Source organism: Mucilaginibacter humi (assembly GCF_013087555.1).
Window position 1 is genome coordinate 1 of record NZ_JABFCR010000039.1, and the last position, 21877, is coordinate 21877.

27 protein-coding genes and 4 pseudogenes are annotated in these 21877 nt (G+C 43.5%); 5 read left to right on the plus strand and 26 right to left on the minus strand.

Features of this window, described 5'->3' with window-relative positions; translation table 11 throughout:
* Positions 1-855 precede the first annotated feature (855 nt).
* Positions 856-1068 (plus strand): hypothetical protein, encoded by a 213-nt coding sequence (locus tag HK413_RS09135; protein ID WP_175269972.1) that lies wholly within the window; start codon positions 856-858, stop codon positions 1066-1068.
* Positions 1069-1179: 111 nt separating this feature from the next.
* Here HK413_RS09135 and HK413_RS22625 read toward each other — a convergent pair.
* Positions 1180-1859, minus strand: a pseudogene (locus tag HK413_RS22625) (bifunctional folylpolyglutamate synthase/dihydrofolate synthase); the annotation flags it as partial.
* Between the two features lie 101 nt (positions 1860-1960).
* Between HK413_RS22625 and HK413_RS09145 the strand changes: the two are divergent.
* On the plus strand, positions 1961-2302 hold the full coding sequence (locus tag HK413_RS09145) for a response regulator (RefSeq protein WP_175269973.1): 342 nt from the start codon (positions 1961-1963) through the stop codon (positions 2300-2302).
* Positions 2303-2433: 131 nt separating this feature from the next.
* On the opposite strand, the gene HK413_RS09150 is transcribed toward HK413_RS09145, so the two are convergent.
* The 9 genes and pseudogenes from HK413_RS09150 to HK413_RS09190 form a co-directional block, all read right to left on the minus strand.
* Complete coding sequence (locus HK413_RS09150; protein ID WP_175269974.1) at positions 2434-3249, minus strand: energy transducer TonB; 816 nt, start codon at positions 3247-3249, stop codon at positions 2434-2436.
* 80 nt (positions 3250-3329) lie between these two features.
* Positions 3330-3727: pseudogene (locus HK413_RS09155) on the minus strand (ExbD/TolR family protein).
* A pseudogene (locus tag HK413_RS09160) lies at positions 3727-4425 on the minus strand (MotA/TolQ/ExbB proton channel family protein). Before HK413_RS09160 ends, HK413_RS09155 begins: the two co-directional pseudogenes overlap by 1 nt.
* Positions 4426-4436: 11 nt before the next feature.
* On the minus strand, positions 4437-4661 hold the full coding sequence (locus tag HK413_RS09165) for an SPOR domain-containing protein (RefSeq protein WP_175269975.1): 225 nt from the start codon (positions 4659-4661) through the stop codon (positions 4437-4439).
* The gene (locus HK413_RS09170) at positions 4612-5100 is read right to left on the minus strand and encodes an SPOR domain-containing protein (RefSeq protein ID WP_175269976.1); all 489 of its coding nucleotides are present in this window, start codon (positions 5098-5100) and stop codon (positions 4612-4614) included. The genes HK413_RS09165 and HK413_RS09170 overlap by 50 nt, the downstream gene beginning before the upstream one ends.
* Positions 5067-5492 carry a hypothetical protein gene (locus tag HK413_RS09175; protein WP_175269977.1) on the minus strand — a complete coding sequence of 142 codons (426 nt, stop codon included), beginning with the start codon at positions 5490-5492 and terminating at the stop codon, positions 5067-5069. The genes HK413_RS09170 and HK413_RS09175 overlap by 34 nt, the downstream gene beginning before the upstream one ends.
* A gap of 293 nt (positions 5493-5785) precedes the next feature.
* Positions 5786-6043, minus strand: coding sequence for an HU domain-containing protein (locus HK413_RS09180; protein WP_175269978.1), 258 nt, complete (start codon positions 6041-6043; stop codon positions 5786-5788).
* A 110-nt stretch (positions 6044-6153) separates the two neighbouring features.
* Complete coding sequence (locus HK413_RS09185) at positions 6154-7074, minus strand: TonB-dependent receptor domain-containing protein (protein WP_175269979.1); 921 nt, start codon at positions 7072-7074, stop codon at positions 6154-6156.
* Positions 7075-7115: 41 nt separating this feature from the next.
* Positions 7116-7709 carry a hypothetical protein gene (locus HK413_RS09190; protein ID WP_175269980.1) on the minus strand — a complete coding sequence of 198 codons (594 nt, stop codon included), beginning with the start codon at positions 7707-7709 and terminating at the stop codon, positions 7116-7118.
* A 22-nt stretch (positions 7710-7731) separates the two neighbouring features.
* Between HK413_RS09190 and HK413_RS09195 the strand changes: the two genes are divergently transcribed.
* Positions 7732-7917, plus strand: coding sequence for a hypothetical protein (locus HK413_RS09195; protein WP_175269981.1), 186 nt, complete (start codon positions 7732-7734; stop codon positions 7915-7917).
* Between the two features lie 99 nt (positions 7918-8016).
* On the opposite strand, the gene HK413_RS09200 is transcribed toward HK413_RS09195, so the two are convergent.
* From HK413_RS09200 to HK413_RS17615, 6 genes are all read right to left on the minus strand, one after another.
* Complete coding sequence (locus HK413_RS09200; RefSeq protein ID WP_246230127.1) at positions 8017-10218, minus strand: tetratricopeptide repeat protein; 2202 nt, start codon at positions 10216-10218, stop codon at positions 8017-8019.
* A gap of 7 nt (positions 10219-10225) precedes the next feature.
* Positions 10226-11107 carry a tetratricopeptide repeat protein gene (locus tag HK413_RS17600; protein WP_246230129.1) on the minus strand — a complete coding sequence of 294 codons (882 nt, stop codon included), beginning with the start codon at positions 11105-11107 and terminating at the stop codon, positions 10226-10228.
* A 337-nt stretch (positions 11108-11444) separates the two neighbouring features.
* Entirely contained in the window at positions 11445-11717 is a 273-nt protein-coding gene (locus HK413_RS09205) for a response regulator (protein WP_175269982.1), read from the minus strand.
* 224 nt (positions 11718-11941) lie between these two features.
* A complete protein-coding gene (locus HK413_RS17605) occupies positions 11942-13204 on the minus strand; it encodes a M16 family metallopeptidase (protein ID WP_317169425.1) in 1263 nt (420 codons plus the stop codon).
* Positions 13205-13363: 159 nt separating this feature from the next.
* The gene (locus tag HK413_RS17610; RefSeq protein WP_262886858.1) at positions 13364-14554 is read right to left on the minus strand and encodes a M16 family metallopeptidase; all 1191 of its coding nucleotides are present in this window, start codon (positions 14552-14554) and stop codon (positions 13364-13366) included.
* A gap of 27 nt (positions 14555-14581) precedes the next feature.
* A complete protein-coding gene (locus HK413_RS17615) occupies positions 14582-14875 on the minus strand; it encodes a hypothetical protein (RefSeq protein ID WP_246230134.1) in 294 nt (97 codons plus the stop codon).
* A gap of 353 nt (positions 14876-15228) precedes the next feature.
* On the opposite strand from HK413_RS17615, the gene HK413_RS09215 reads away from it, so the two are divergent.
* Positions 15229-15762: a porin family protein gene (locus HK413_RS09215; RefSeq protein WP_449406794.1), complete on the plus strand. Its 534-nt coding sequence runs from the start codon at positions 15229-15231 to the stop codon at positions 15760-15762.
* 183 nt (positions 15763-15945) lie between these two features.
* Here the strand turns inward: HK413_RS09215 and HK413_RS19805 are convergent, their stop codons facing one another.
* The 6 genes from HK413_RS19805 to HK413_RS09235 all read right to left on the minus strand — a co-directional run bounded on the left by HK413_RS19805 (position 15946) and on the right by HK413_RS09235 (position 18830).
* On the minus strand, positions 15946-16416 hold the full coding sequence (locus tag HK413_RS19805) for an RNA recognition motif domain-containing protein (protein WP_175269983.1): 471 nt from the start codon (positions 16414-16416) through the stop codon (positions 15946-15948).
* Positions 16417-16588: 172 nt separating this feature from the next.
* On the minus strand, positions 16589-16900 hold the full coding sequence (locus tag HK413_RS09225; RefSeq protein WP_175269991.1) for a response regulator: 312 nt from the start codon (positions 16898-16900) through the stop codon (positions 16589-16591).
* A 274-nt stretch (positions 16901-17174) separates the two neighbouring features.
* Positions 17175-17369 carry a hypothetical protein gene (locus HK413_RS17630; RefSeq protein ID WP_246230136.1) on the minus strand — a complete coding sequence of 65 codons (195 nt, stop codon included), beginning with the start codon at positions 17367-17369 and terminating at the stop codon, positions 17175-17177.
* A 14-nt stretch (positions 17370-17383) separates the two neighbouring features.
* On the minus strand, positions 17384-17890 hold the full coding sequence (locus HK413_RS17635) for a BamA/TamA family outer membrane protein (RefSeq protein WP_317169426.1): 507 nt from the start codon (positions 17888-17890) through the stop codon (positions 17384-17386).
* A 91-nt stretch (positions 17891-17981) separates the two neighbouring features.
* Positions 17982-18398, minus strand: a complete 417-nt coding sequence (locus tag HK413_RS17640; RefSeq protein ID WP_246230138.1) for a hypothetical protein — start codon at positions 18396-18398, stop codon at positions 17982-17984.
* Between the two features lie 99 nt (positions 18399-18497).
* Entirely contained in the window at positions 18498-18830 is a 333-nt protein-coding gene (locus HK413_RS09235; protein ID WP_175269984.1) for a YMGG-like glycine zipper-containing protein, read from the minus strand.
* A gap of 298 nt (positions 18831-19128) precedes the next feature.
* Here HK413_RS09235 and HK413_RS09240 point away from each other — a divergent pair.
* Positions 19129-20279: pseudogene (locus HK413_RS09240) on the plus strand (multidrug effflux MFS transporter).
* A gap of 109 nt (positions 20280-20388) precedes the next feature.
* On the opposite strand, the gene HK413_RS09245 reads toward HK413_RS09240, so the two are convergent.
* From HK413_RS09245 to HK413_RS17650, 4 genes are all read right to left on the minus strand, one after another.
* Positions 20389-21072, minus strand: a complete 684-nt coding sequence (locus tag HK413_RS09245; RefSeq protein WP_175269992.1) for a ClpP family protease — start codon at positions 21070-21072, stop codon at positions 20389-20391.
* Between the two features lie 165 nt (positions 21073-21237).
* Positions 21238-21360, minus strand: a complete 123-nt coding sequence (locus HK413_RS19810; protein ID WP_262886855.1) for a hypothetical protein — start codon at positions 21358-21360, stop codon at positions 21238-21240.
* Positions 21341-21661, minus strand: coding sequence for an RNA polymerase sigma factor (locus HK413_RS21075; protein ID WP_317169427.1), 321 nt, complete (start codon positions 21659-21661; stop codon positions 21341-21343). The genes HK413_RS19810 and HK413_RS21075 overlap by 20 nt, the downstream gene beginning before the upstream one ends.
* 53 nt (positions 21662-21714) lie before the next feature.
* Positions 21715-21867: an RNA polymerase sigma factor gene (locus tag HK413_RS17650; protein WP_246230140.1), complete on the minus strand. Its 153-nt coding sequence runs from the start codon at positions 21865-21867 to the stop codon at positions 21715-21717.
* Positions 21868-21877 lie beyond the last annotated feature (10 nt).

A 21877-nucleotide genomic window follows, 5' to 3' on the forward strand; every position in this document is an offset into this window, starting at 1 on the left:
CATAACTGAATAATGAACTATATTCAAGAAATAGTGAATAACCACCCAAAGGGCATGATAGCAACCTGCGAACATGGTGCTGATTGCAGCCTGTGTTATTTTTTAACACAAACAGCCAGGCCGGGGATGATTGCTGCACGACAGCCAGCCACGGCCGAAAGAAATCATTCAAACCCATACTTAAGTTTTTACCGAAAACTTAGAGTTGCCACCGATCTCGGAAATAACAAATCAGCACTGCCGTAGCGCTCGATCCTTACTGGCAAGACAAACCAAAACAAACAATGGTTGCGAGACATCAGGGCAGGCAAAGCGCCGGTAACGGTGGTCGCGGTAGTTGGCAACGCAGTTGGGTAGGCGGAGCCGGGCAAGGTGGTCGAGCACGGCAACGTGGCCGTAACAAAACCCGATAGGTCGTGAGTGAAAGCAAAACTTCACTAATCCTTCCAGGGTCCACGCCCAGACAAGCAGGCTTGCATTTGGCGAATAGTCCTCCACAAAGCTGGACACTTTGTAGCCATCAATTTCCCAGTAAAATAATGCTCATCATTTCCGCAATAACGGGCCATCTTCAATAACCAATACTTTTCGCTTCATGTTTTCGCTTCAGCGAAGTTGGTTTTGATAATACAATTGTTATACCATCTCTTAGGCGCAGGATATAAAACCAGGGCTTTGCCTAAATTTGCGTCACTATCATCATGACCTACCAGCAAAACCATCGATTACCTGTACACCCAACACCGTTTACCCGCGTAGGCATCAGCCTATAAAGCCGACCCTTAATACCACCGAACTTTGTAAACGGCTGATAATCCTCAGCTGGCATCAATTTTATTCATATAGCCGGCACCAATGGTAAAGGTTTTGATGGCCAAAAATATACCAAGGCCATTTAAAAGATTTCAGGGAACGCATATTAACGGCGAGATGATAAGCGAGCAATCGGTTGTTGATCTCAAACGGATTTCGCGGAGGCGCGAAAGAAAAGATCGATATCGCCGTATGGAAAAAGCCCGGTTGGGCAGCGCAGGCTGGAATTCGACCAATATCATCACCCAGTCTTAGTGTTTTTATTACCAAAGTTGAGTGGTGAGTGTTGAGTTATGAGTTGTGATGCTTCGACCTCGACCTCCAATAAATCATCATAACCTTTTGCCTTTTGTCTTTTGCCTTTCACCTCAAATAAATCCGAGGCAAAACTTATCGGTGCATTTTTCCTGTTCCGCTTTGCGGATGAAGATATCGGCTACTTCGTCCTGCTTTTCGCCAATTATTACAGGGATGTTGGGTTTTATGATGCCCGCTTTTTCGGCAGCGATGAGTTGCAGCGTATCACCCAGATATTCATATGGTCCCAGCCGATGTTGGTAATAACGGACAGGAGCGGGGTGATGATATTGGTCGAATCCAGCCTGCCGCCCAATCCTGTTTCAATTACGGCGATATCGATCTTTTCTTTCGCGAAAATGTCAAACGCCAAACCTACCGTCATTTCAAAAAAGAGGGTTGATCTCCGCGAAATCCGTTTGATGATTGGCCACAAAATCAACAACCGATTGCTCGCTTATCATCTCGCCGTTAATGCGGATGCGTTCCCTGAAATCTTTTAAATGGGGCGAGGTATACAGCCCGGTTTTATAACCTGCTACCTGTAATATCGCCGCCAGCATGTGCGAGGTTGACCCTTTACCATTGGTGCCGGCTATATGAATACTTTTAAATTGATGCTGAGGATTATCCAGCCGTTTACAAAGTTCGGTGGTATTATTCAGGTCGGCTTTATAGGCTGATGCACCTACGCGGGTAAATACAGGCAGTTGGGTGTACAGGTAATCGATGGTTTGCTGGTAGGTCATGATGATAGTGACGCAAATTTATAAAATAAAGCCCGGTTTTATATCCCTGCGCCTAAGAGATGGTATAACAATTGTATTATCAAAACCGTAACCATTGTATCATGAAGCGAAAAGTATTAGTTATAGAAGATGAGCCCGTTATTGCGGAAATGATGAGCATATTATTGGAAATTGATGGCTACAAAGTGTCCAGCTTGGCGGACACCACTTCGGCCAAAAGAAGACTGCACGAGCAGGAAGTAGGATTGGTTTTACTGGATCTTTCCTTAAGTGGGGGCGAAAGCGGTCAAGCCATGTGCAGCTACATTAAGTCCGAAGAAAAATTGAAGCATTTGCCGGTTATCCCGGGTATCAGCCAACAGCGATCTGGAACAGATAAGCAAAGACTGCGGCGCCGATGGCCATATCGCCAAACCCTTCGATCTGAATTACTTTATGAATAAGGTAAAGGCGCATTGCCCGGAGTAGTTGTGGCCAAAATAAGTTGTCATTCTGAGCGATAGCGAAGAATCTGCAAACTTTACAATCGCCGCCGGCAGATGCTTCGTTCCTCAGCATGACAAATTGGAGGGACTTAATTCACCTTAAATACAAACACCACCTGCCCGATCTGTGGGTCCGGGGCGTTTTCAAGAGGATTGAGATGAGAGTTTTTAACAGCTTCCTCGCATTTTTGAATCAGGTTTTGGTCTACTACTGTTGTGCCGCGGCCACCGCCACGTGCGTATACCACGTTACCATTCTTATCAACCCGGATATCAACGACCACCTTGCCCGAGTGCCTGCCATCATCACCAATAATGGGGCGGCTGGTAAAGCTGCGTTGTGCCATCATCAAACTGCCGCCGTTACCAGAGCCGGTACCGTTATAATTATTGGTTAGCGTACTGCCTGTAGGCTTGCCCCGGTTGCCGGGAGTGCCGGTGGTGCCATCGCCTTCGCCAATACCGTTATTGGTTTTGCCTTTATATAATGCGTTTTGATTGATAGTGGGTTTGGTAACCGCTTTGGTAGGTTCGGTAGCTACGGTAGTGCTTGGTTTTTTGGTGTTGGCCGCAACCTCCGGGGCATCCTCGGTGTTTTGGGTGACTACGTTTTTATCGCTGGCTTCTACTTTCGTTTTTTCTTCGGTAGGAGGGGCCGGGGTTACTTTATCAGGTTTGGAGTGGTTTGCTTTTTCGGCCATTGACGGCTGCTCGGTGCTCATGTAATCGCTCCCCATGCCTTCGTCGGTAGTACCGTAATTTACCAATATACCACCCGTACCATCTTCCTGCTTTGGCGGCATGCTGATGATCCAAAAATAACACAGGGCCGCAATCAGCACCATGATTACGCCGGTTGCTGCAAATGCCCTTGGGTAGTTATTTTCTTCTTGAATATAGTTCATTATTCAGTTATGAGTTTTGAGTAGTGAGTTTTGAGTGAATGAAGAATTACTACTCATCACTCAAAACTCACTACTCACCACTACTTGGGTTCCGTAGCTAATACCAGTTTAATATTTAGTTTTTGCGCTATGTCCATTACGGCTACAACGTCCTGTATGGCAACGGTTTTATCTACGTATAAAACTATGGTAAGCTGGGTAGCTATACTTTTATAACTTAAAAGCGTGTTATTTAGTTCGGCTACCGGGATTTCTTTTTATCGACATAATACTTCAGATCCTTGGTGATGGATACCGTTATTGTTTTTTTAGATACCGATTGCCCGCTTGATGATTTTGGCAGCACCAGCTTTATTACGTTGGGGTTGGTAACTGTCGACGCTATCAGGAAAAACAAAAGCAGGAAGAACATAATATCGTTCATGGCCGAAGTATGTACCTCGGCAGATGTCCCTCTTTGTCTCTTTCTTAAATTCATTATTTGCTTGGTTCTTCTAACAGGTCAATAAATTCGATAGCATCGGTCTCTAATTTCAATATAACCCTGTCAACCATAATATTTAAAATATGATAACCCACGTAGGCAATAATACCTACAAACAGGCCCGCTGCCGATGTCACCATCTTTACATATAAACCGCCGGATATAACACCCATGCTAATGTTGTCGGTAGTTGAGATGTCATAAAAATCTTAATTACCCCGGCAATAGTACCCAGAAACCAAACATGGGCGCAATACCGGCTACTATACCCAATATGCTGATGTTCTTCTCCAGTTTTGATACTTCCAGCTTGCCAATATTCTCGATAGCGCCCTCAATGTCTTTTATAGGGCGGCCAATGCGTAATAAGCCTTTTTGCAGCATCCTGCCCAGCGGCGAATTGTTGTTGCGGCAAATAGCAATTGCCGATTCTAAATTGCCCGACATGATGCTGCCGCGTACCTGCTGCATTAAATTATTCTCGTTTTTTGACGCTTTGCGGATGGTAAAATATCGCTCGAAAAATATAACCAAACCCAATACCGCCAAAATGCCAATCGGGATCATTACCCAGCCACCCTTAATAATTAATTCGCCAAAACGAAGTTCTGGTGTGGGATGGCTGCCAACTGTTGTGTGGCGTGGTTAGCCGTATCTATTACCTTGTTTACGGTGTCTGTAACTGCTTGCATTAATATATAGGTTATTTGTTTGGTATAATTTCTATAAAGTAGGCATTACCGCCCGGTACTTTACCTGATTCAATAGCTTTGGCTGCAAAACTTTTAGCCTCTTCTTTAGTGGCAAAATGCCCGATTGATATATGATAAAGAGGGCCGGTTGCATCTTTAACCCATCTTGGATCAAAGCCGCCCTTCCTAAGCGTTTTGATTGCAGCATTTGCTGCAGTTATACTCTCGGTACTCACAGCGTATACTTCGAAACGCCCTGGTCCCGGTAGCGGTAGAAGGTGGTGCCAATAATGGGCTGGCAGCCTCCAGCTTATCCATAGCAGTAACGGGTTTGTTTGCTTGTGCCGGTACCGCCTTTGGTTTAATAATCTGTGGTATAACTTCCATTGCGAAAGCATTGCCGCCCGGTATTTTACCGGATTCTATGGCGTTAACCGCAAATTTTTTGGCTTCTTCCTTAGTGGCAAAATGGCCAATGGATATATGATATTGTGCATCTGCTGCATCTGTTACCCATCTTGGGTCGAGCCCCGACTTCTTCAACAGCCTGATACCCGCGTTAGCTTCGGCAATAGTGGCGGCGTTAACCGCATACACCTCAAAGCGCACGGTACCCACCGCTGCCGAAGGCGCAGCCATTATTATTTTGCTCTTGCCGGCCGGTATAGTAACCACATCTTTCTTTTAGGTGGAACAACAGTTGCCAATAGCTGTTTTTTAGGCGATGGTACTTCAGTTTGCGATATGATCACTTCTGTCTTTTTAGCTGCTGTTGTATCTTTAACTGCCGTGGTATCCTTTTTCAACGAGTCGGCCGAAAGGCTATCTGTAGCTAATGTATCCGGTTTAGACACCACAACCGGTTTTGGTTTAATGCTATCGACAGTTTTATGTTCCCAGAAAGCTATTTTGGCGAAGGTATCCGGCTGGTACCTGTATAAAGCAAATACACCCAAGGCTATAACTACTATTGCTATAAATATTACCAGCAACAACATCAACGGACTTTTCGTTTGCTCTTCCTCTTCTTCAGCGGCTTCAAAAAACTCGGGCGATACGCCTGCCATTTCCTCTTCCTCGCGGTAAATGCGGGTTGGCTGTTCTGCAGGTTGCTGTACCTCTGTTTGAATCTCTTCAGTTACGGCAGGCTTTAGCGGTGCCTGTTTAGGCGGAAAGTTTAGCTCAACCTTAGGTCGTTCCTCTACAGGGTCGCCTATTTTATTTATGCTTATAGGCTCAAAACCGTAAAATATTGTATCGTCAATTATCTTATCGGCAGGCCTGAAAGTTAACTGGGTTCCCTCGGTATAAAAATGGCCCGGGTTGCCAATAGGTACTTCGCTTATCAGCGCCTGTTGCTTTAGGTTGGTAATATATTTTTCGGTAAAATATTTGGCCGATGAGATGGAGATGTTTTTTTAACGGCAATATATTCGGCTAAGGCATCATCGTCTATCGACTGGATATCAAATTGCGCCTGATGATAGGGAGGGTAGAATTTGCGCTCGTTATCATTATAATAACCGCTCATCCGCACCTGCACGAAATAACCAAGGCCGGGTACACTTACCTCGCCCTGCTGCATTAGCAATTCGCCTAAATAAAAGCCTACATCCATTCGTTAAAAGTAACGGTTAATTAGTTAAGTTCAAATTTAGCCTGAAGCCCTGAGTCTTTAGTCTGAAGTCCAAAATTTGGAACTATTGACTTAAGACTAACGACTTCAGACTAAAAACTAAAGCTCGCGCCGCCAAATATATTAAATCCGTAGTCAGGATAATGCACCCAGGTTTGATTTGTTGAATTTAAAATGTTATTAACACGCCCAAAAATGGAGATCTGCTTGTTTACTTTGTACTCAACACTTCCGCTCAAATCAGTAAACGAACTGATATTGATGATGTTTAAGCCCGGTGAAGGCACAACCCCCGCCGCTGTGGTTACAGAAACGTCATAGGTACGATCATAACTTGAACCACGGAACACCAGCGATCCTGTTACCTTAACCTTATCATTTATAGTGAAAGCGGTACCTGCAGTCAATTTAAACTTAGGCAGGTTCCGGGCTTTTGCCTCGTTTGCCATTTTATAATCCTTAAACTCAACACGGCCAAAAACATCCACATCGCTTGATGCTTTATAATCAAGCTCACCATTAAAGCCGCTAACAGTAGCATTGCCATTATCATATATCACTGTGAAACGGTTTTGTGTGGCAACAAAGTCATTCACAATAAGCGGCATGTTTTTTACGGTGTTTCTATACACATCGGCTTTAAAACCAAGGCCCGGTGCCGGGGTGCCTTTAAGGCCAGCGGTCAGGTCAAGCTTATCAACCGAGTTCTGGATCAGCAGGTTTTTACCAAGGAAAGGGTTAATACCAAAAAAGTCTCTCAATGATGATTTATTGACATCGCCTTTGGCTTCCACAAATAAGCGCACATATTTTGGGATCACCTGGTACTCTAACTTGGCAGCAGGGAAGATTGAGAAACGCCCGGCAAAACCAAACTCATCAACTAAATTTACCCCTGCGTCAATTTTATAATTCTCGCCCCGGAACTTAATGTAAGGGTTTGCCCTAACTATGCTGTTGTTATACGAGTATAAGCTATCTTTTTGCGTACTCAGGTCTAATGATGCAGCCACACCTGCATAAAACTCATTAATGGTTTTGTTTACAAAACCTGCTAATACCAGTTGTTCTCTCTTGCTTTAAACCTGTCGCCAAATAAATAACCTTTAAGTTTTAAGGCATAGGTAAAATCATTCTCAATGTCTTTATAGTTCTTGGCAATTTCACCCTCGCCCGATAGTGTATTGAAATATTGGTGTGCCACATCTAAAGTAGCCGGCGGGTGTTGCAGGTTATAACCGTAAAAATAATTGCTGCTGTTGGTGTAATCAAGGCGGCCGGTTAGGGTATTGGTTTCGCCAATGCTTTTGCCAAATACGCCAACTTCGTCTTTGCTGCTGTTTTGTTTGTAGTAAGTTGTACCGCTTTGCGCGAGATGTTTAACATAACCGCTCACCTGTAAAGCCTGGTCGGGCCCGTTGCCAAAGTAGCCTTCTAAAAACGTGGTTTTTAAGTTGCCTATGCCTGCACGTACAATATTGTTATAAGGCAGGGTATCAGGCGTAACCGGCATTTTCATGGAGTTAAGCTGCTTTATCTCGTTGTCCTTATCCAACCTTTTATCCAGCGGAACATACGTTAACGGCGCCTTAAACGGCGTTTTATCTTCCAGGTCGGGGTTACGGCGGATCTTTACCGCGTCGGCCAATACGGGCTTGTAAGCCGATGTAATGACGATCTCTTCTGATAAACTGCCGCCGGTAGGGTTGGCCGGGTTATTGGCAGAGCCACCGCCTTTTACCGTATCCTTTACAGTTACTTTAGCGGCTGCTTCGCCCAGCGATTTTGCCTCGGCCTTTTTAACTGCTGCTGCCGGTTTTGCGGCAGGCTTGGTTGTTTTTGCGGCAGGTTTTTAGTCGTTGTTTTCTTTTGCGCGTTAGCCGGAACAAAGTATAATACCATGATCAAAGTAAACAGCGTGTAGGTGTATTTTAATTTCATGTGCTTGTCTTCTTTTATCCTTTATTAACCGGTTTTTTTGTTTGGGTAGAGTCTGGTACCGCTTCCTCTATTTTAGCTTTCGGCGGCGAGATCTTATCCAATTTTTGCTGCGCGATGGCTAAGATGTCGTCATCGCCTTTGTAATTATCCAGGATACTTTGCAGCGTAGCCTTAGCACGGAAGTTGTCTTTCAGCGCCACATAATTGTCTGACAACAGGATAAACGTTTTAGCTATCCAGTAATCATAGTTAGGCATTTCTTTAGCTATCTCGAAGCAGGTTTTTTGCGATGTTTTATACTGGTGTTTCAGGTACTGCACCAACGCTACATTGTATTTAGCTTCGGCTGCCGCAATAGTTTTGGTATTTGAAATGGTATAATCAAATTCGTTTACCGCGGCGGTAGTATCGCCTTTTTGCAGATAGGCCAAGCCTGCATATAATCCGGTCCTGAATTTATCCTCCTGTGCCGATTTTTCGTTGGCCCTTATCAGCTTAACATAGTTTAGTGCCTCATCAGCAGCGTGCATTTGCGCGTAGCATAGCAGTAAGTTATTTATAGCAAAGGTATAATCGGCCTTATATTCTGAGGTGATCTCCAGCTTTTTCAGGAACACTACCGCATCGTTATACTTTTTCTTGTTGATGTACAGCTTAGCCATGCTTATCAACGATTGCTCTGTTGATGAACTGGTCCAGTCGTTCAATATCACGTTGTAATCAATGATAGCGTCGTCATCGCGTTTAAGGTTAACCAACGCCTGCGCACGGATAAACCTTGCCTGTTTCTCATAAATAGGCTTGTTAGGGAATTTCTCGAAGTAACCACCTACCGCGGCTACAACACCCTGCCAGTCGCCGCGTAAGTAAAGGTTATTGGCGGCGGTATACATAATGCTTTCCTGTTCGGCAGTGGTATAATTACCGATAGGGGTAGTGGTAGCGTAAGCAATGAAAGTCTGTGCGTCACCTTTGTCGGTGTAGATCTTTTCAATCTGCTTTAACGCCTGCTTAGCTTCGTCTGTCGATGCATAGTCCTTTATCACCGCTTTAAACGATTCGATAGCCACATCGTCGCTACCGGCATTGTAATCAATCAAACCAATGGTAACCAGCGCGCGCGGGATATAACTGCTGCGCGGATATTTTTGGATCATGGCCTGCAACGCGGTTTTAGCGGTAGGGCCGTCGTTTTTAATAAAGTAAGTGTAGGCTATTTCAAAATCGGCATCATCAGCATAATCCGAATTTGGGAACTGGAACAACAAAGCCTTCATCGTATTGATCTTGCTATCCGGCGCTCCCTGTAGCCCTTGGATCATACCGCGTTGAAACAGCGCGTAATCCTCGCCCTTAATATGGTTGTCTATGATCCGGTTATAATACGCTAAGGCCTTGTCATAGCTTTTCAAAACAAAAAAGCTATCACCTATGCGGGTAATGGCGTCGTTAACCGTGTTTCGGTCCTTCTCCTCGCCATCAATAAAACGCTGGAAGTAGGTAGCTGCGGTGCGATATTTCTCGCCGTAGAAGGCAGCATAAGCCAGCGCATAATTGGCATAGTTAAATACCGACGTTTGCGGTGCCTCAGGCAATTGTAGAAAGTCCTGGAAGGTTGATACCGACTCAGTGTATTTACGTACCTCATACATCGCTTCGGCCATCCAGTAGGTGGTTAAGGCCCTTGTCTTTAAGTCGATAGGGTTCTTTAATGATCGTAAAAAGATCCCGATAGCGTTCTCGAAAGCGCGCTCATTATAAAACTCCAGCCCGCGGTAATAAGTTACTTTTTGGTAAGCTATTTTGGCGCTTTGGGTTTTGTTGGGGATAGGCTCCAAAATCTCGACCGCTTCTTTATAATTGCGCGAGTTTAGCAACTCCTCGCCTAATAATACTTTCACCTCGGTAGTACGGGTAGAGTTGGGATAGTTTTTTAAGTATAAACGGGTTGCTTCTAAAGCCCGGGTATTAAAATCAAGCTCGTAGGATAGCTTGGCGTACTGGAACAGCGCATCTTCCTGCAATTGTTTATCGAAGCTAAGTTTAGATGCGTTTAAAAAAGCATTACGGGCGCTCTGCTTGTTGTTCATCTTCAGGAACACCTCGCCTAAAGTATAGCTACCATTCTGGCTGTAAACGTCTTTTTGCTCAATCAGCTTCTCCAGTTCGGCGGCAGATTTGGCGTAATTGCCTACCTTATAATAGGCATAACCCATCTGGTAACTATCCGGGTGTTTTGGGTCTTACCTGGTCTCGGGCCTCAAAACGGTCGTAATATTTTACCGCGTTATCATAATCCTTTTTAGCAAAGTATGATGCGCCGATGATACGCAGCATTTCGGTTTCGTTTTGCTGTTTGGTAGTATTTAGTATCGGGATAGCGTAGGCCAGTACATCATCATAACGTTTATCTAAAAAGTAAACGGCGGTGATATAGTACGGATAGCTGCTGATGTACTTTTTCGAATTTTTTAATTTCTCGAAATTTAGCAGCGCTAAGTGATAGTCTTTATTTAAATAAGCTATGTAAGCAAAATAATAGGTAGCATCATCAGTAAAAGGCGAGTTGCGGTTCTTTACTTCGCCAAACAGTATTTGCGCGTTGGCATAGTCATCGAGCGTAAAATAGGCATAAGCTTTACGGAATTTATATTCGGTGTTTTCCCGGCCGTTTAGCTGATCGGCAGAGATCTTATCAAACCATAGTAAGGCTTGTTTGTAATTACCTTTTTTAGAGTATGATCTGCCTATCTGGTAAACGGCCAGCTTAGCCAGCGGGTTTTCCGGGTGATCATGCATGAATTTCAGGAAGAGGTCCTCCGCATCATCATTTCCCAACTCTAACGCGCAAAGCGCTACATAGTACTGCGCGTTCTCTTTTAATAAGGATAACTCACTTTCAAACTGGGGCTGGTTGCTGGTTTTTAGTTTTGATTCCATCACCAAACGATACTGGGCAGAGGCCGCCACATACATACCGCGTTCTAACAGGTCGCCGGCAGCGTGATAAGTGCGATACGCCCGGAACGACTGACTTTGCTGTGCACGTAAAGTAAAAGCAAAAAATAGGAGTAACAGGGCTATGCTATATTTCAATTTAATCATAAGGTGCGTAAAAAATGGTAGCGCTAAATTAGCTAAACGCAAAAATGCAATCCACAATAGTAATTAACAAATGTGAACAACGCTTTTTAAACGCATTAATGAAATTAGATGGTATAGTTGTGGAAAACTTTACAATTGTTGATTAATAGCAAGCAGCCAATGGTCATAGTTTACCGGGAGGTACCACATAAAAAAGTTCAAGCGAAGCTTGAACTAATGACTAATGACTAATGACGATTCCTCATTCAAGCTGCTGACAATTGTCGTTCTACTCTTTCAATAAGTACGTCAATATCAAACGGCTTTGATATAAAGTCGTCCGGGTTACCATTTTGTTTTAAATTGTTGGCGATTGTATGGCTCGCTGACAGCAGAATAACCGGGATATCATGCGTTTCTTTTTTGTTTTAACAGTACGGCAAAGTTCGCGCCCGTCCATATTGCCTAACATAATATCCAGTATAATCAAATCAGGCTGTTGCTTTTGTATACGGTCAAATAATAAGTTACCGTCAGCCAGTGTTTCAACTTCATAACCCGAGTCTTCCAGTATCAACTGTAAAACTTCTAAAATATCTTTATCATCATCAACCGCTAATATCCGCTGCATTTTTATTCGTATTAAGCCTATAATAAAAAAGGTATAGGAATTATTATATTAATAACAATTCCTATACCATAGCTGATAAAATATTCCCATAATTTGTAGAATGCAGTGTTTTACCTACACATATGTAGGGTTTTAATGCATTTTATGTGTAATATTTCTTTCTGATTTTAATTTATTGCCTTATTTTTTAATTAAGTGCTTGTTTTACAGAACACTATTAGTTATTAATAGCCAAATAATGTTTTCATATCAGGCTTGATCAGCTGGCCGTATTTCTTCAGATCGGTATCGCTAACGCGTTTCTCTGATGCTACAATACAATAAGCAAATGGTTTATTTGCCAACTGTGCCTGGTGGAACGCGTTAATGGTTTTAAAATCCATCTTATCCAAACTATTAAAAGTTGTTTTACGGGCATCGTAATTCAGGCCAAGGCGTTGTGCTGCCAGATAGCTAAACAAAATATCGTCCTGTGTCACACGCTCGGTTTCTATTGATTTACGAATGTTGTCCTTTGCGCCAATTACACCTTTTTCAGACTCGGGTAATTTATTCAGCAGGTCGTTCATGGCAGGTATAGCTTCGTTCAATTTATCAGCCTGTGTGCCTACATAACCTATAAATAGGTTCGAATCGTCTTTTTTAACCGGCTGCTGGTAAACAGCAAATGCCGAATAGGCCAACCCTTTAGCTTCGCGGATATTTTGTAATACGATAGAGGTAAAGCCACTGGTACCAAAATAGTTATTAAACAATTCTATCTCTGGCGTTTGCGCAGCATTGAACATGTCTTCATTGCGTACCCAATAAATTTCGGCCTGTACCATGTCATAATTAGCAAAAAATACACGGTTGGTAGCGGTGGGTACTTTGGTAAATACTTTGGCAGCCGGATATGGCATAAATGCAGCCGGTGTTTTGTGCAGCTGGGCTACGGTTAATGCAGCTTGCTGTGCAGTTTGCGGCCCATAATACAATACGGTATGCTTATAATTACTAAGCGAATGCAAGATGCTGATCAGTTCATCAGCGGTAATGGCATCCAGCTCGGCATCTGTAAATGTATAATTAAAGGGGTTAGACGGGCCATAGGTAGCATAGCTTCTTAAAGCACTGGCAATTGATGCCTTGTTTAGTTTAGCATTTTCCCTTGATTTTTTTAAACGGGCCTTAAATCCGGCTAAAGCCTGCTCATCTGGTTGGCAGTTTGCCAGCAGGTCCTCGAATAATTTTATTGATGCGCCAAAGTTCTCCTGTAAGCCGCTAAATGCAACCTGCGTATATTCTGTACCGGTTGATATGCTGTAAGATGTCGCCAGTTTATAAAACTCTTTGCTAAAGTCTTCGGCGGTTTTGGTTTTGGTGCCTAAAAACTGGATGTATTGCGCGGCAATTGGTAACAGCTTGTTGTTCCAGCTACCCATATCAAAGCGGTAGTACAGGCGGAATATGCTGTTATCCTTATTTTGAATTGATAGCAGGTCCACCTTTCCGGCTTTAGCACGCTGGATATCTTTTTGGAAATCAAGGAAAACCGGTTTTACCGCGTTTGAAGGCAGAGCCTCAATTTTTTCAGGTATTCTGACTGTGAGGTGGCGTTTACCTCAACCGGCGTGATAGCAGGTTTTTCAACCTTTACTATGTTTTTATCTTCGCCCACGGTGCTTGTAAATAATTACGTAGTTATTATCGTTAAGGTACTTGTTTGCAAACTCAACAATTTGCGCCTTGGTTATCTTTGAAAGCTCGTTAACGGTGGCTATATCGGTTTTCCAGTCAACGCCCGATGTGAAATCACTCATCAGGTTGCTGGCACGGTTTACATAGCTTTCGTTATCAATTATCTTCTCTTTTTTCTGATTGTTAACAATTGATTTGATCAGGTCGTCAGAAAATTCGCCTTTTCTCAGTTTACTGATCTCGGCCATCATCAGGTCCTTCACCTGGTCTAACGATTGCCCTTTTATTGGGTTGCCGCGCAGCAATAAAACGCTGTAATCTTTTAAGGTGTAACTGCTGGCGCCCGCACTAAGTAATTTTTGTTTTTTAACCAGGTCAAGGTCAAATAAGCCAGCTTTGCCGTTGGTTAACATTGATCCCATCAGATCCAATAAACGGGCATCGCGGGTAGCAGCGCCCGGGAAACGGAACGCGATAGTTAAATTTTCTGGATTAGGGCCGTAAACATCACGCTTTACCGGGCTGGTTATAGGCTGCTCTGGCGCGAAGGTATAAGGCGGGATAGGTTTAGGCTTCATATAGCCAAAGGTTTGCTCTACCTTTTTAACTGCCACATCCGGGTTAAAATCGCCTGAAAGGATAACGGCCATATTATTTGGCACATAATAAGTGTAATAGTAGTTGCGAATAGCGTTTAACGACGGATTTTTTAAATGCTCAATAGTACCTATGGTAGTTTGTTTACCATAGTTGTTGTTGGGGAATACAGCGGCAAACATGGCTTCGCTAACTTTGCGGCCGTCGTCATCCAGCGTGCGGTTCTTTTCTTCGTAAACTGCTTCCAGCTCCGTATGGAAAATCCGCATAATAGGGTTGCGGAAACGCTCTGCCTGCAGCACCAGGAATTTATCTAATGATGAGCTTGGGATATCCTCGGTATACACCGTTTGCTCAAACGAGGTGAAAGCGTTACTATTTTGGCCACCCATTGAGGCCATCATTTTATCATACTCGTTAGCAATAGAGATTTTAGCCGCTTCGCCTGATGTTTTGTCGATCTCTTTATAGATCTCTTTACGTTTAGCCTCGTCTTTGGTGGAGTTATATTGCTCGTAAAGGGCGTCTATTTTATCCGGTAGGGTTTTTCTTTGGCCCAGTTGGTTGTGCCAAACTTATCAGTACCCTTAAACATCATGTGTTCCGTAATGCGCCAGGCCGGTATGGTCGGCAGGGTCGGTCTTACTGCCCGCTTTTACGGCTATATAAGCCTGTATACGCGGCTGTTTGTTAGTGGGGCTTAAAATTACGGTTAAACCATTTTTTAGCGTGTAAAAGCGCGAGTGGGTAGGGTCGCCGGTAACATAGCGATAAGTATAACCGCCAGATGTGGCCTGTTTCCAGGCTATAACGCCCTGCGCGTTTAAGTTTAATGCAAAAAAGACCAGTGCAAGGCCTACCGGGAGTAATTTTTGTTTCATGCTAATTGTTTAAACAATAAATGTATTTAAAAACTTCGACTAAAAAAATGGTGATTACCACAAAATTGGTTTTGTTTGGCAGTATGCCAAACAACGTATCAGACAATCTCCTTTAAGTATTGTTACACAGCCCTTCCGCAAAAAAATAAATAAAAAGCAATTTGTAAATAAACCTTTTTAAATGGCCGTGCTCTAAAAACCATTACTTAAAAATATAAAGCATACTATTATGAAAAAACTTCTCTTTTGCTATATGCCTGACGATAATTGCAGGCTCGGTAAGCGCACAGCGCAGATACCATAGGCAACGCAACAGCCAGCGCGACAACAACGGCGATTATTACAGCCCTAAAATTGGCCTTACCATAGGCGGTAACGTTTCAAACCAGATCAGTTCCGGCAACTCAAATTACAGTACGGGCAGTATAGTAGGCCTGAATGCAGGTTTAACTTTTGATCTGCCTATTATTTATCCATTATCTTTTGCACCCGAAGTTTTGTTTTCGCAAAAAGGGTACGAAGCTACCACTCCGAGTGGCGTTTTTACTCAGCGTACAAACTTTATTGACGTGCCCTTATTGGCCAAATTTAAAGTAGGCCCGGGTTTTAACATCCTGGTAGGTCCGCAATTGTCTTACCTGTTAAATACTACTAATACTTATGACAATGGGTTTGTGGTATCACAGGAAACTTATTACGAAAACAATAACGGCCATAAATCATTTTTAGATGGCGTGTTAGGTGTAAGCTTCGACCTGAACAGGTCTGTTGATCTGCGCGCACGTTATACAGTTGACCTTCAAAAAACCGACTCGCAGGGAAGTACATATGTGCCTAACTACCGCAAACCGGTATGGCAGTTTGGTATAGGGTTTAAGTTGAATTAAGGCCTCACCCCACCCCCTCTCCAAAGGAGAGGGGCTTTAAAAGTTAACATTAATAAAAGCATAATATAATATGATATGCCTTGCATCGAAGTCCCTCTCCTTTGGAGAGGGATTTAGGGAGAGGCAAAAAAGCGGGCTTCTAAACAAGAAGCCCGCCTTTTATATTTTATAGAATTCTGAATATTAATAATCAGCGTCACCACCCTTATTACCCCGGTCGCGATAGCTTCCGCCGCCGCCGTTTCCACGATCTTTGTTATAACCCCCGCCGCCGCTGCTTCTGTCGCGGTTGTAGCCGCCACCACCACTATTACCACCGTATCCACTGCCACCGTTGTTACGGTCGCGGTTGTAACTGCCGCCGCCACTATGGCCGCCACGGTATCCGCCCCCGCCGCCCGCTGGCCTGTCGGTTTTTTCTTTGGCTTGGCTAACAGCAATTGCCTTGTCTAAAATTTCTTTCCCATCAAGCGCGTCAATGGCACTTTGTGCTTCCGCGTCATTTGGCATCTCAACAAAAGCATAGCATTTGCTGCGGCCGGTTTCGCGATCCATGATCACGTTTGCCGAACTTACCTCGCCGAAGGGAGAAAAAAGTTCTGTTAGGTCAGCCCCTTCGTATTGGTAAGGCAGCTTGGCGATAAAAATTTTCATCTAATAAATTAAGTTAATGTGTTGGTTTATAAAACAATAGTAAGCATTATAATTATAAAACCTATGTAAGCCTGCTACGTTTTATACAACTGTCTTTTTTAAAGACAACATAAGGTTGTTTTTATTGTTTTACTTAATTTTTTATAATTACAGGAAAAGAAGGGGAGCGAAGTTATAGGATTAGGCTGTTAACTTTTTCAACCAGTTCGGTAAGGTCAAAAGGTTTGTTGATGATGGCATCGCAACCATAGCCATATAATTCATCATCATGATTAATGTAGGCCGAAAAAATAATAACGGGAATATCTTTATAGTCGGGATGACACTTTATCTGTTTACAAAGCTCGCCGCCATTTATACCTGCTACCCTAAAATCTAATATCACCAGGTCGGCCCCAAAATCAGCAAGCATAGGCATAACGTCACCGCCATTTGACGTGCTCTTAACATCAAATTTCTCGTAAGAAAGTGTTTCGTGTACAATTTCCGGATATCCTGGTTGTCATCTAATATTAAAATACGTTTCGACATGCAGTTATTAAGATCAGCTATTCAGATTAAGGTATTTTGACTTCGAAAAAACTTAATAGTTTAATGTGAAATGCTGGTACGTATAGAGTCGTGCTTGTTTTTCGGATATCTTAATCAAATATAAAATATTAATTCTGATATATTTCATTAGCCTGGGTAACATTCCGGTTAATAAATTGTAAAAAAATTAATTTATTGCCCTGTAATGACTACAGGGCAGTTTTTAACTAAAAAGTTTCTCCTAAATTTATTGAAACTGACGAATAATCTTTGCTTTTTCCATAGTCTATCCCAATATTGGTATCGGTTTTCTTATTAAACTTAATCCGCAGGCCCGCGCCGCCGGCAGGATTAAAGTACCTGAATTTCCTGCTGTTGGGCTGGCTGGCCGAGTTTACATTAGCAAACCCAACAAATCCCAACAGGCCATTGTCGGTTATATCACAACGGTACTCGGTTTCCGGTAAAATAAGCTTTCGCCCCGGTAACGGTTTTGCTCAATACCCCGGCCCGACCTCTGGTAAGGATCATTACCAATTGAAGGCAGGTTTAAGTAAGGCGAGCCGGGCGATAGGGTGGTCCAGTAATAGGTCCAGAACGCCAGCATATTTTTGCGTTCGCCCTTAGATAACAACAGGTACTTCCGCACATCAACATATAACGACTGCCAATTATCGTTACTACCCAGTTTGGCCGCGCTAAAACGGTAAATAACGTTGGCATACCAACCCGGTAAAGGGTTTATAGAGTTGTTGCGGGTATCATACAATAAATTTACAGTAGGGCCCGACGAAAATGAATTTTGGTTGTGTTTGGTACCGAAAAAGTAATCGGTAAACTGGTTTAAAGTGGTGTGGCTGCCATTGTCACTCTCAATATCCATGTAATAATCTAAGTTATACCCAATGCCGGCAAAAAAGTAGGGCTTAATTTGTTTAAGCACGCTTTGGTAAAACCTTACGTACACATAATCTACCAGAAACTTATGGTCGGCAGGTTGCCCGCCGCCCAGCCCCCAGTGTATTGCGGGTATTTTAAAACCCGGGTATCGCCCGGATATTAAAGGTATTGTCTTTTAACCAGATGCTTGATCGTACAGGTAAGCCATATCGCCCGGTAAAGTTTGTATAGGGCGTGAAATTTACAGAAGACAGGTTAGTAGTGCGTAAATTGCCTAAATAGAAACCGGCTGTTGTTGACGCGATAAGCGTTTTACCAGCCGACTCAAAAGCGGATGACGAGATGGGCAGGAAGGAGAAATAAAGTTTCTTTTCGTCCTTATCAGCTACAGAGCGCGCTTTTTTATGGAGTATGGAGTTGGCAATATCAATCAGATCCCGTTTCTCCAGCGTATCAATAAAAGGCCTGTACTTTGCCGAACTGCTATCAGTTTGTGCCAATAAGGTTATTCCCCAGCAACAAAAAATAATTGTAAGTAAGGCTTTTACCATTTAAACATATAACGTTATTGCAATGGCTTTAATATAGTAAAAAAACACAAAAGCCCGTCCGGTAAAATTACGGGACGGGCTTTTTTAAACAATCAATAGTTAATTTCTTGGTTTTTTGTACACATAAGCATTTGGATAATGCCCGTGTTTAAGATAATATGCCTTTCTGTATGCTGCAATACGTTTTTTCTCTTTGGCTTTGCGGCTTTCGTTACCAATAATATAACCACCACCGGCACCTACGGCACCACCTATTAATGCGCCGCCAACATTATGGCCAATAATACCACCAACTAAAGCGCCACCGGCACCGCCTATAATGGCACCTTTACCTTGTTCGCTTATTCCTTTTTTTTCTTGTGCATGTGCAAGGTTGGCTGTAGAAAACAACGTTGCTGTAATTATGCCGGTATATACAATTAACTTTTTCATAGTATCTGTAAATAAAATTTTAGTTATCAGCCGTAAATCAAATAACAAGCCAAGATTAACGGACCTGTTTAAATACGTATGTTACAGCTATGACGGGTTTAAAAGTGTATGGTTTAATAGTCGTTTCTTAATAATTAACTAAATATTACCGTGTGTATAGCCCGGTTTAACATGGTAAAAGCGATATTTGCCGAATATTAAGGGGAGCAATTCCTCACTCATTATGACTAAAAAACGTTATTTCTTTACTGTACTGATATTAGGTTCGCTTACTGCTTTGGGGCCTTTTTCTATTGATATGTATCTTCCGGGTTTCCCGGCTATTGCAGCCTCTTTTCATACTACTACTGCGCGGGTTTCGGTATCATTATCCAGTTTTTTTATAGGGTTGGCGGTAGGGCAGTTGTTATATGGACCCTTGCTTGACAGGTTCGGGCGGAAAAAACCTTTGTATATAGGTTTGGTACTATATATTATCGCTTCGGCGGGATGTTATTACTCAACCAGTATTGAAGCGCTGATTACGTTGCGGTTTATACAAGCCATAGGCAGTTGCGCTGCAGGTGTGGCATCAATGGCTATGGTGCGCGACATTTTTCCGTTAAAGGATAACGCCAAGATCTTTGCCTTGCTGATATTGATATTAGGCGCATCGCCTATGATAGCGCCTACTGTTGGGGGTATGTTACCGTGGTATGGGGCTGGCATTTAATATTTGTAATATTGGGTGCGATGGCGCTGGTAATATTGCTTACGGTTATCTTCTTCCTGCCCGAAAGCTACAAAGCCGATCCTACCTATTCGCTCAAACCGGCACCTATCATTAACAGTTTCTTACAGGTTATTAAAGAGCCGCAATTTTATACTTATGCTTTAACCGGCGCTTTCGCGTTTTGTGGCTTGTTTGTATATGTTTCTGCTTCGCCGATAGTGTTTATGGAGGTGTTTAAGGTAAGCGCCAAAACTTACGGCTGGATCTTCGCCGGGCTGTCCATAGGCTTTATAGGCTCGAGCCAGGTTAATAACGTGTTATTAAAGAAATTTAAAAGCGAGCAAATTATCCGCGTATCTATGGCCATACAGGTAAGCACTGCCCTGCTATTTTTAATAGGCAGCCATTACGGTTGGTACGGCTTAGGCGCTACGCTTGCGCTGATATTTGTATTGTTATGCTGCGTAGGTATTACCAGCCCCAACGCTTCCGCATTATCACTGGCGCCGTTCGAGAAAAACGCGGGCACCGCATCGGCGTTGTTGGGCGCGCTACAGTTAGGCTTAGGCGCGTTGGCCACTTTTGGTGTGAGTGTGTTTGATAGCCGGTCGGCCGTGCCAATGGCCGGCATTATGGAATCGACCGCCGTTGTTGGCCTGCTGGTATTATTATTTGGCGCTTCGCGGATAAAAAATAAGGTAGATGTGAGTAAGGGCGGTGGTGTTGTAGCACATTGATGATCACAGATCAAGTCGATTATTGTGTTTGATTTTAGTTTGTTATCTATTAAATCAAACACAATAATCTATTATATCTTAATTAATCACAAATCGGCTTAATCTGTGATCACCCTAATACTTCATCAATCACCCCAAACTCTTTGGCCTCGGCGGCTACCATCCAGTGGTCGCGGTCGCAAACCTCATGTACCTTCTGGTAGTCCTGTCCGCTATGTTTGGCTATAATGTCATACAGCTCCTTTTTAACTTTCAGCACCTGGTTAGCGGTGATCTCAATGTCTGAAGCCTGGCCTTGTACGCCCCCTAACGGCTGGTGCAGCATTACGCGCGAGTGGGGCAGGGCGCTACGTTTACCCTTGGCGCCGCCGCATAACAATATCGCCCCAAATGACAGCGCCATGCCGGTACAAATGGTTGATACATCAGGGCTAACCAGTTGCATGGTATCATAAATGCCAAACCCGGCGTACACCTCGCCGCCAGGCGAATTGATGTACATATGGATATCCTTCTTAGCGTCGGTACTCTGCAGGAACAGGAGCTGCGCCTGTACAATGTTGGCAATGTTAGCCTCCACCGGCGCACCCATAAAAATAATGCGGTCCATCATCAGCCTGGAGAAGACATCCATTTGCGAAACCCGCATCTCGCGCTCCTCGGTAATATATGGCGTCATAGCGATTGGTATAGCTGCCTGTTCAACGCTGGTAATGTAGCTGTCTACCCGGTCTTTTTGGACATGGCAATGCCCTACCGCAAATTTGCGGAACTCGTTCTTGTCGATATTCATAAAGTTTGTTGGTTTATGGTTTACTAAACAGCCGCCATATCTTATCAGCAAAGCTGCTGATGTGTTCTGGCTGTGTAAACAGTTGTTGATGTACTTGTTCTATTTCCTTTTTTAGCTGCCTGCGGCCAAACTGGTGTATAGCAGCATAAGCTTTTTGCTGCCATATCAGTTTATCGGCCGGTCGTTGTCCAGTATCAGCTTCGCCCCGAATAACAAAGCATCGCCGGTGCTGGCTGTACCCAATATATGGGTCTCTATCTGTTTGGTTTCATTCCATGAAGTCGTCATACACCAATGCTTTTTGTTTAATGGTTTCCCGTACTTTTTCCAAACATTTATACTTCTGCACGGTAGCGCTGCGCACACCGCTGTAGCCAAACCTGTCGGCTATCTCGGTAAGCGATAGGTCATCGTAATAAAACCCCTTAAGCAACTCCATGCACTTGCTGCCCGCTGTCTCTAAAAAGCGCATCAGGCGGTTGTTGGATGGGCTTGCAACGTTATCATCAAACAGATCTATATCACCCAAGGGGACATTTTGACTGGTTTGGCGATAGCGCTTTAGCCATAAATGCTTAGCCGTGCCCACCGGGTAAGCCGTATCATTATTTAAGGCTGATAGCCGGCTCTTCTCATAAACAACTACCGGGCGTCCTGGAATACATCCTTAGCCTCATCAAAGCTGCCGCCCATACGGCTAACGTATTTGGCCACAATAGGGAAAGCTTTTTTATACAAGTTAATAAAAAGCTGCTGCCGTTGTGCTTGTCTGTTTGGAATACTGATACCGGGCATAATGAGTCTT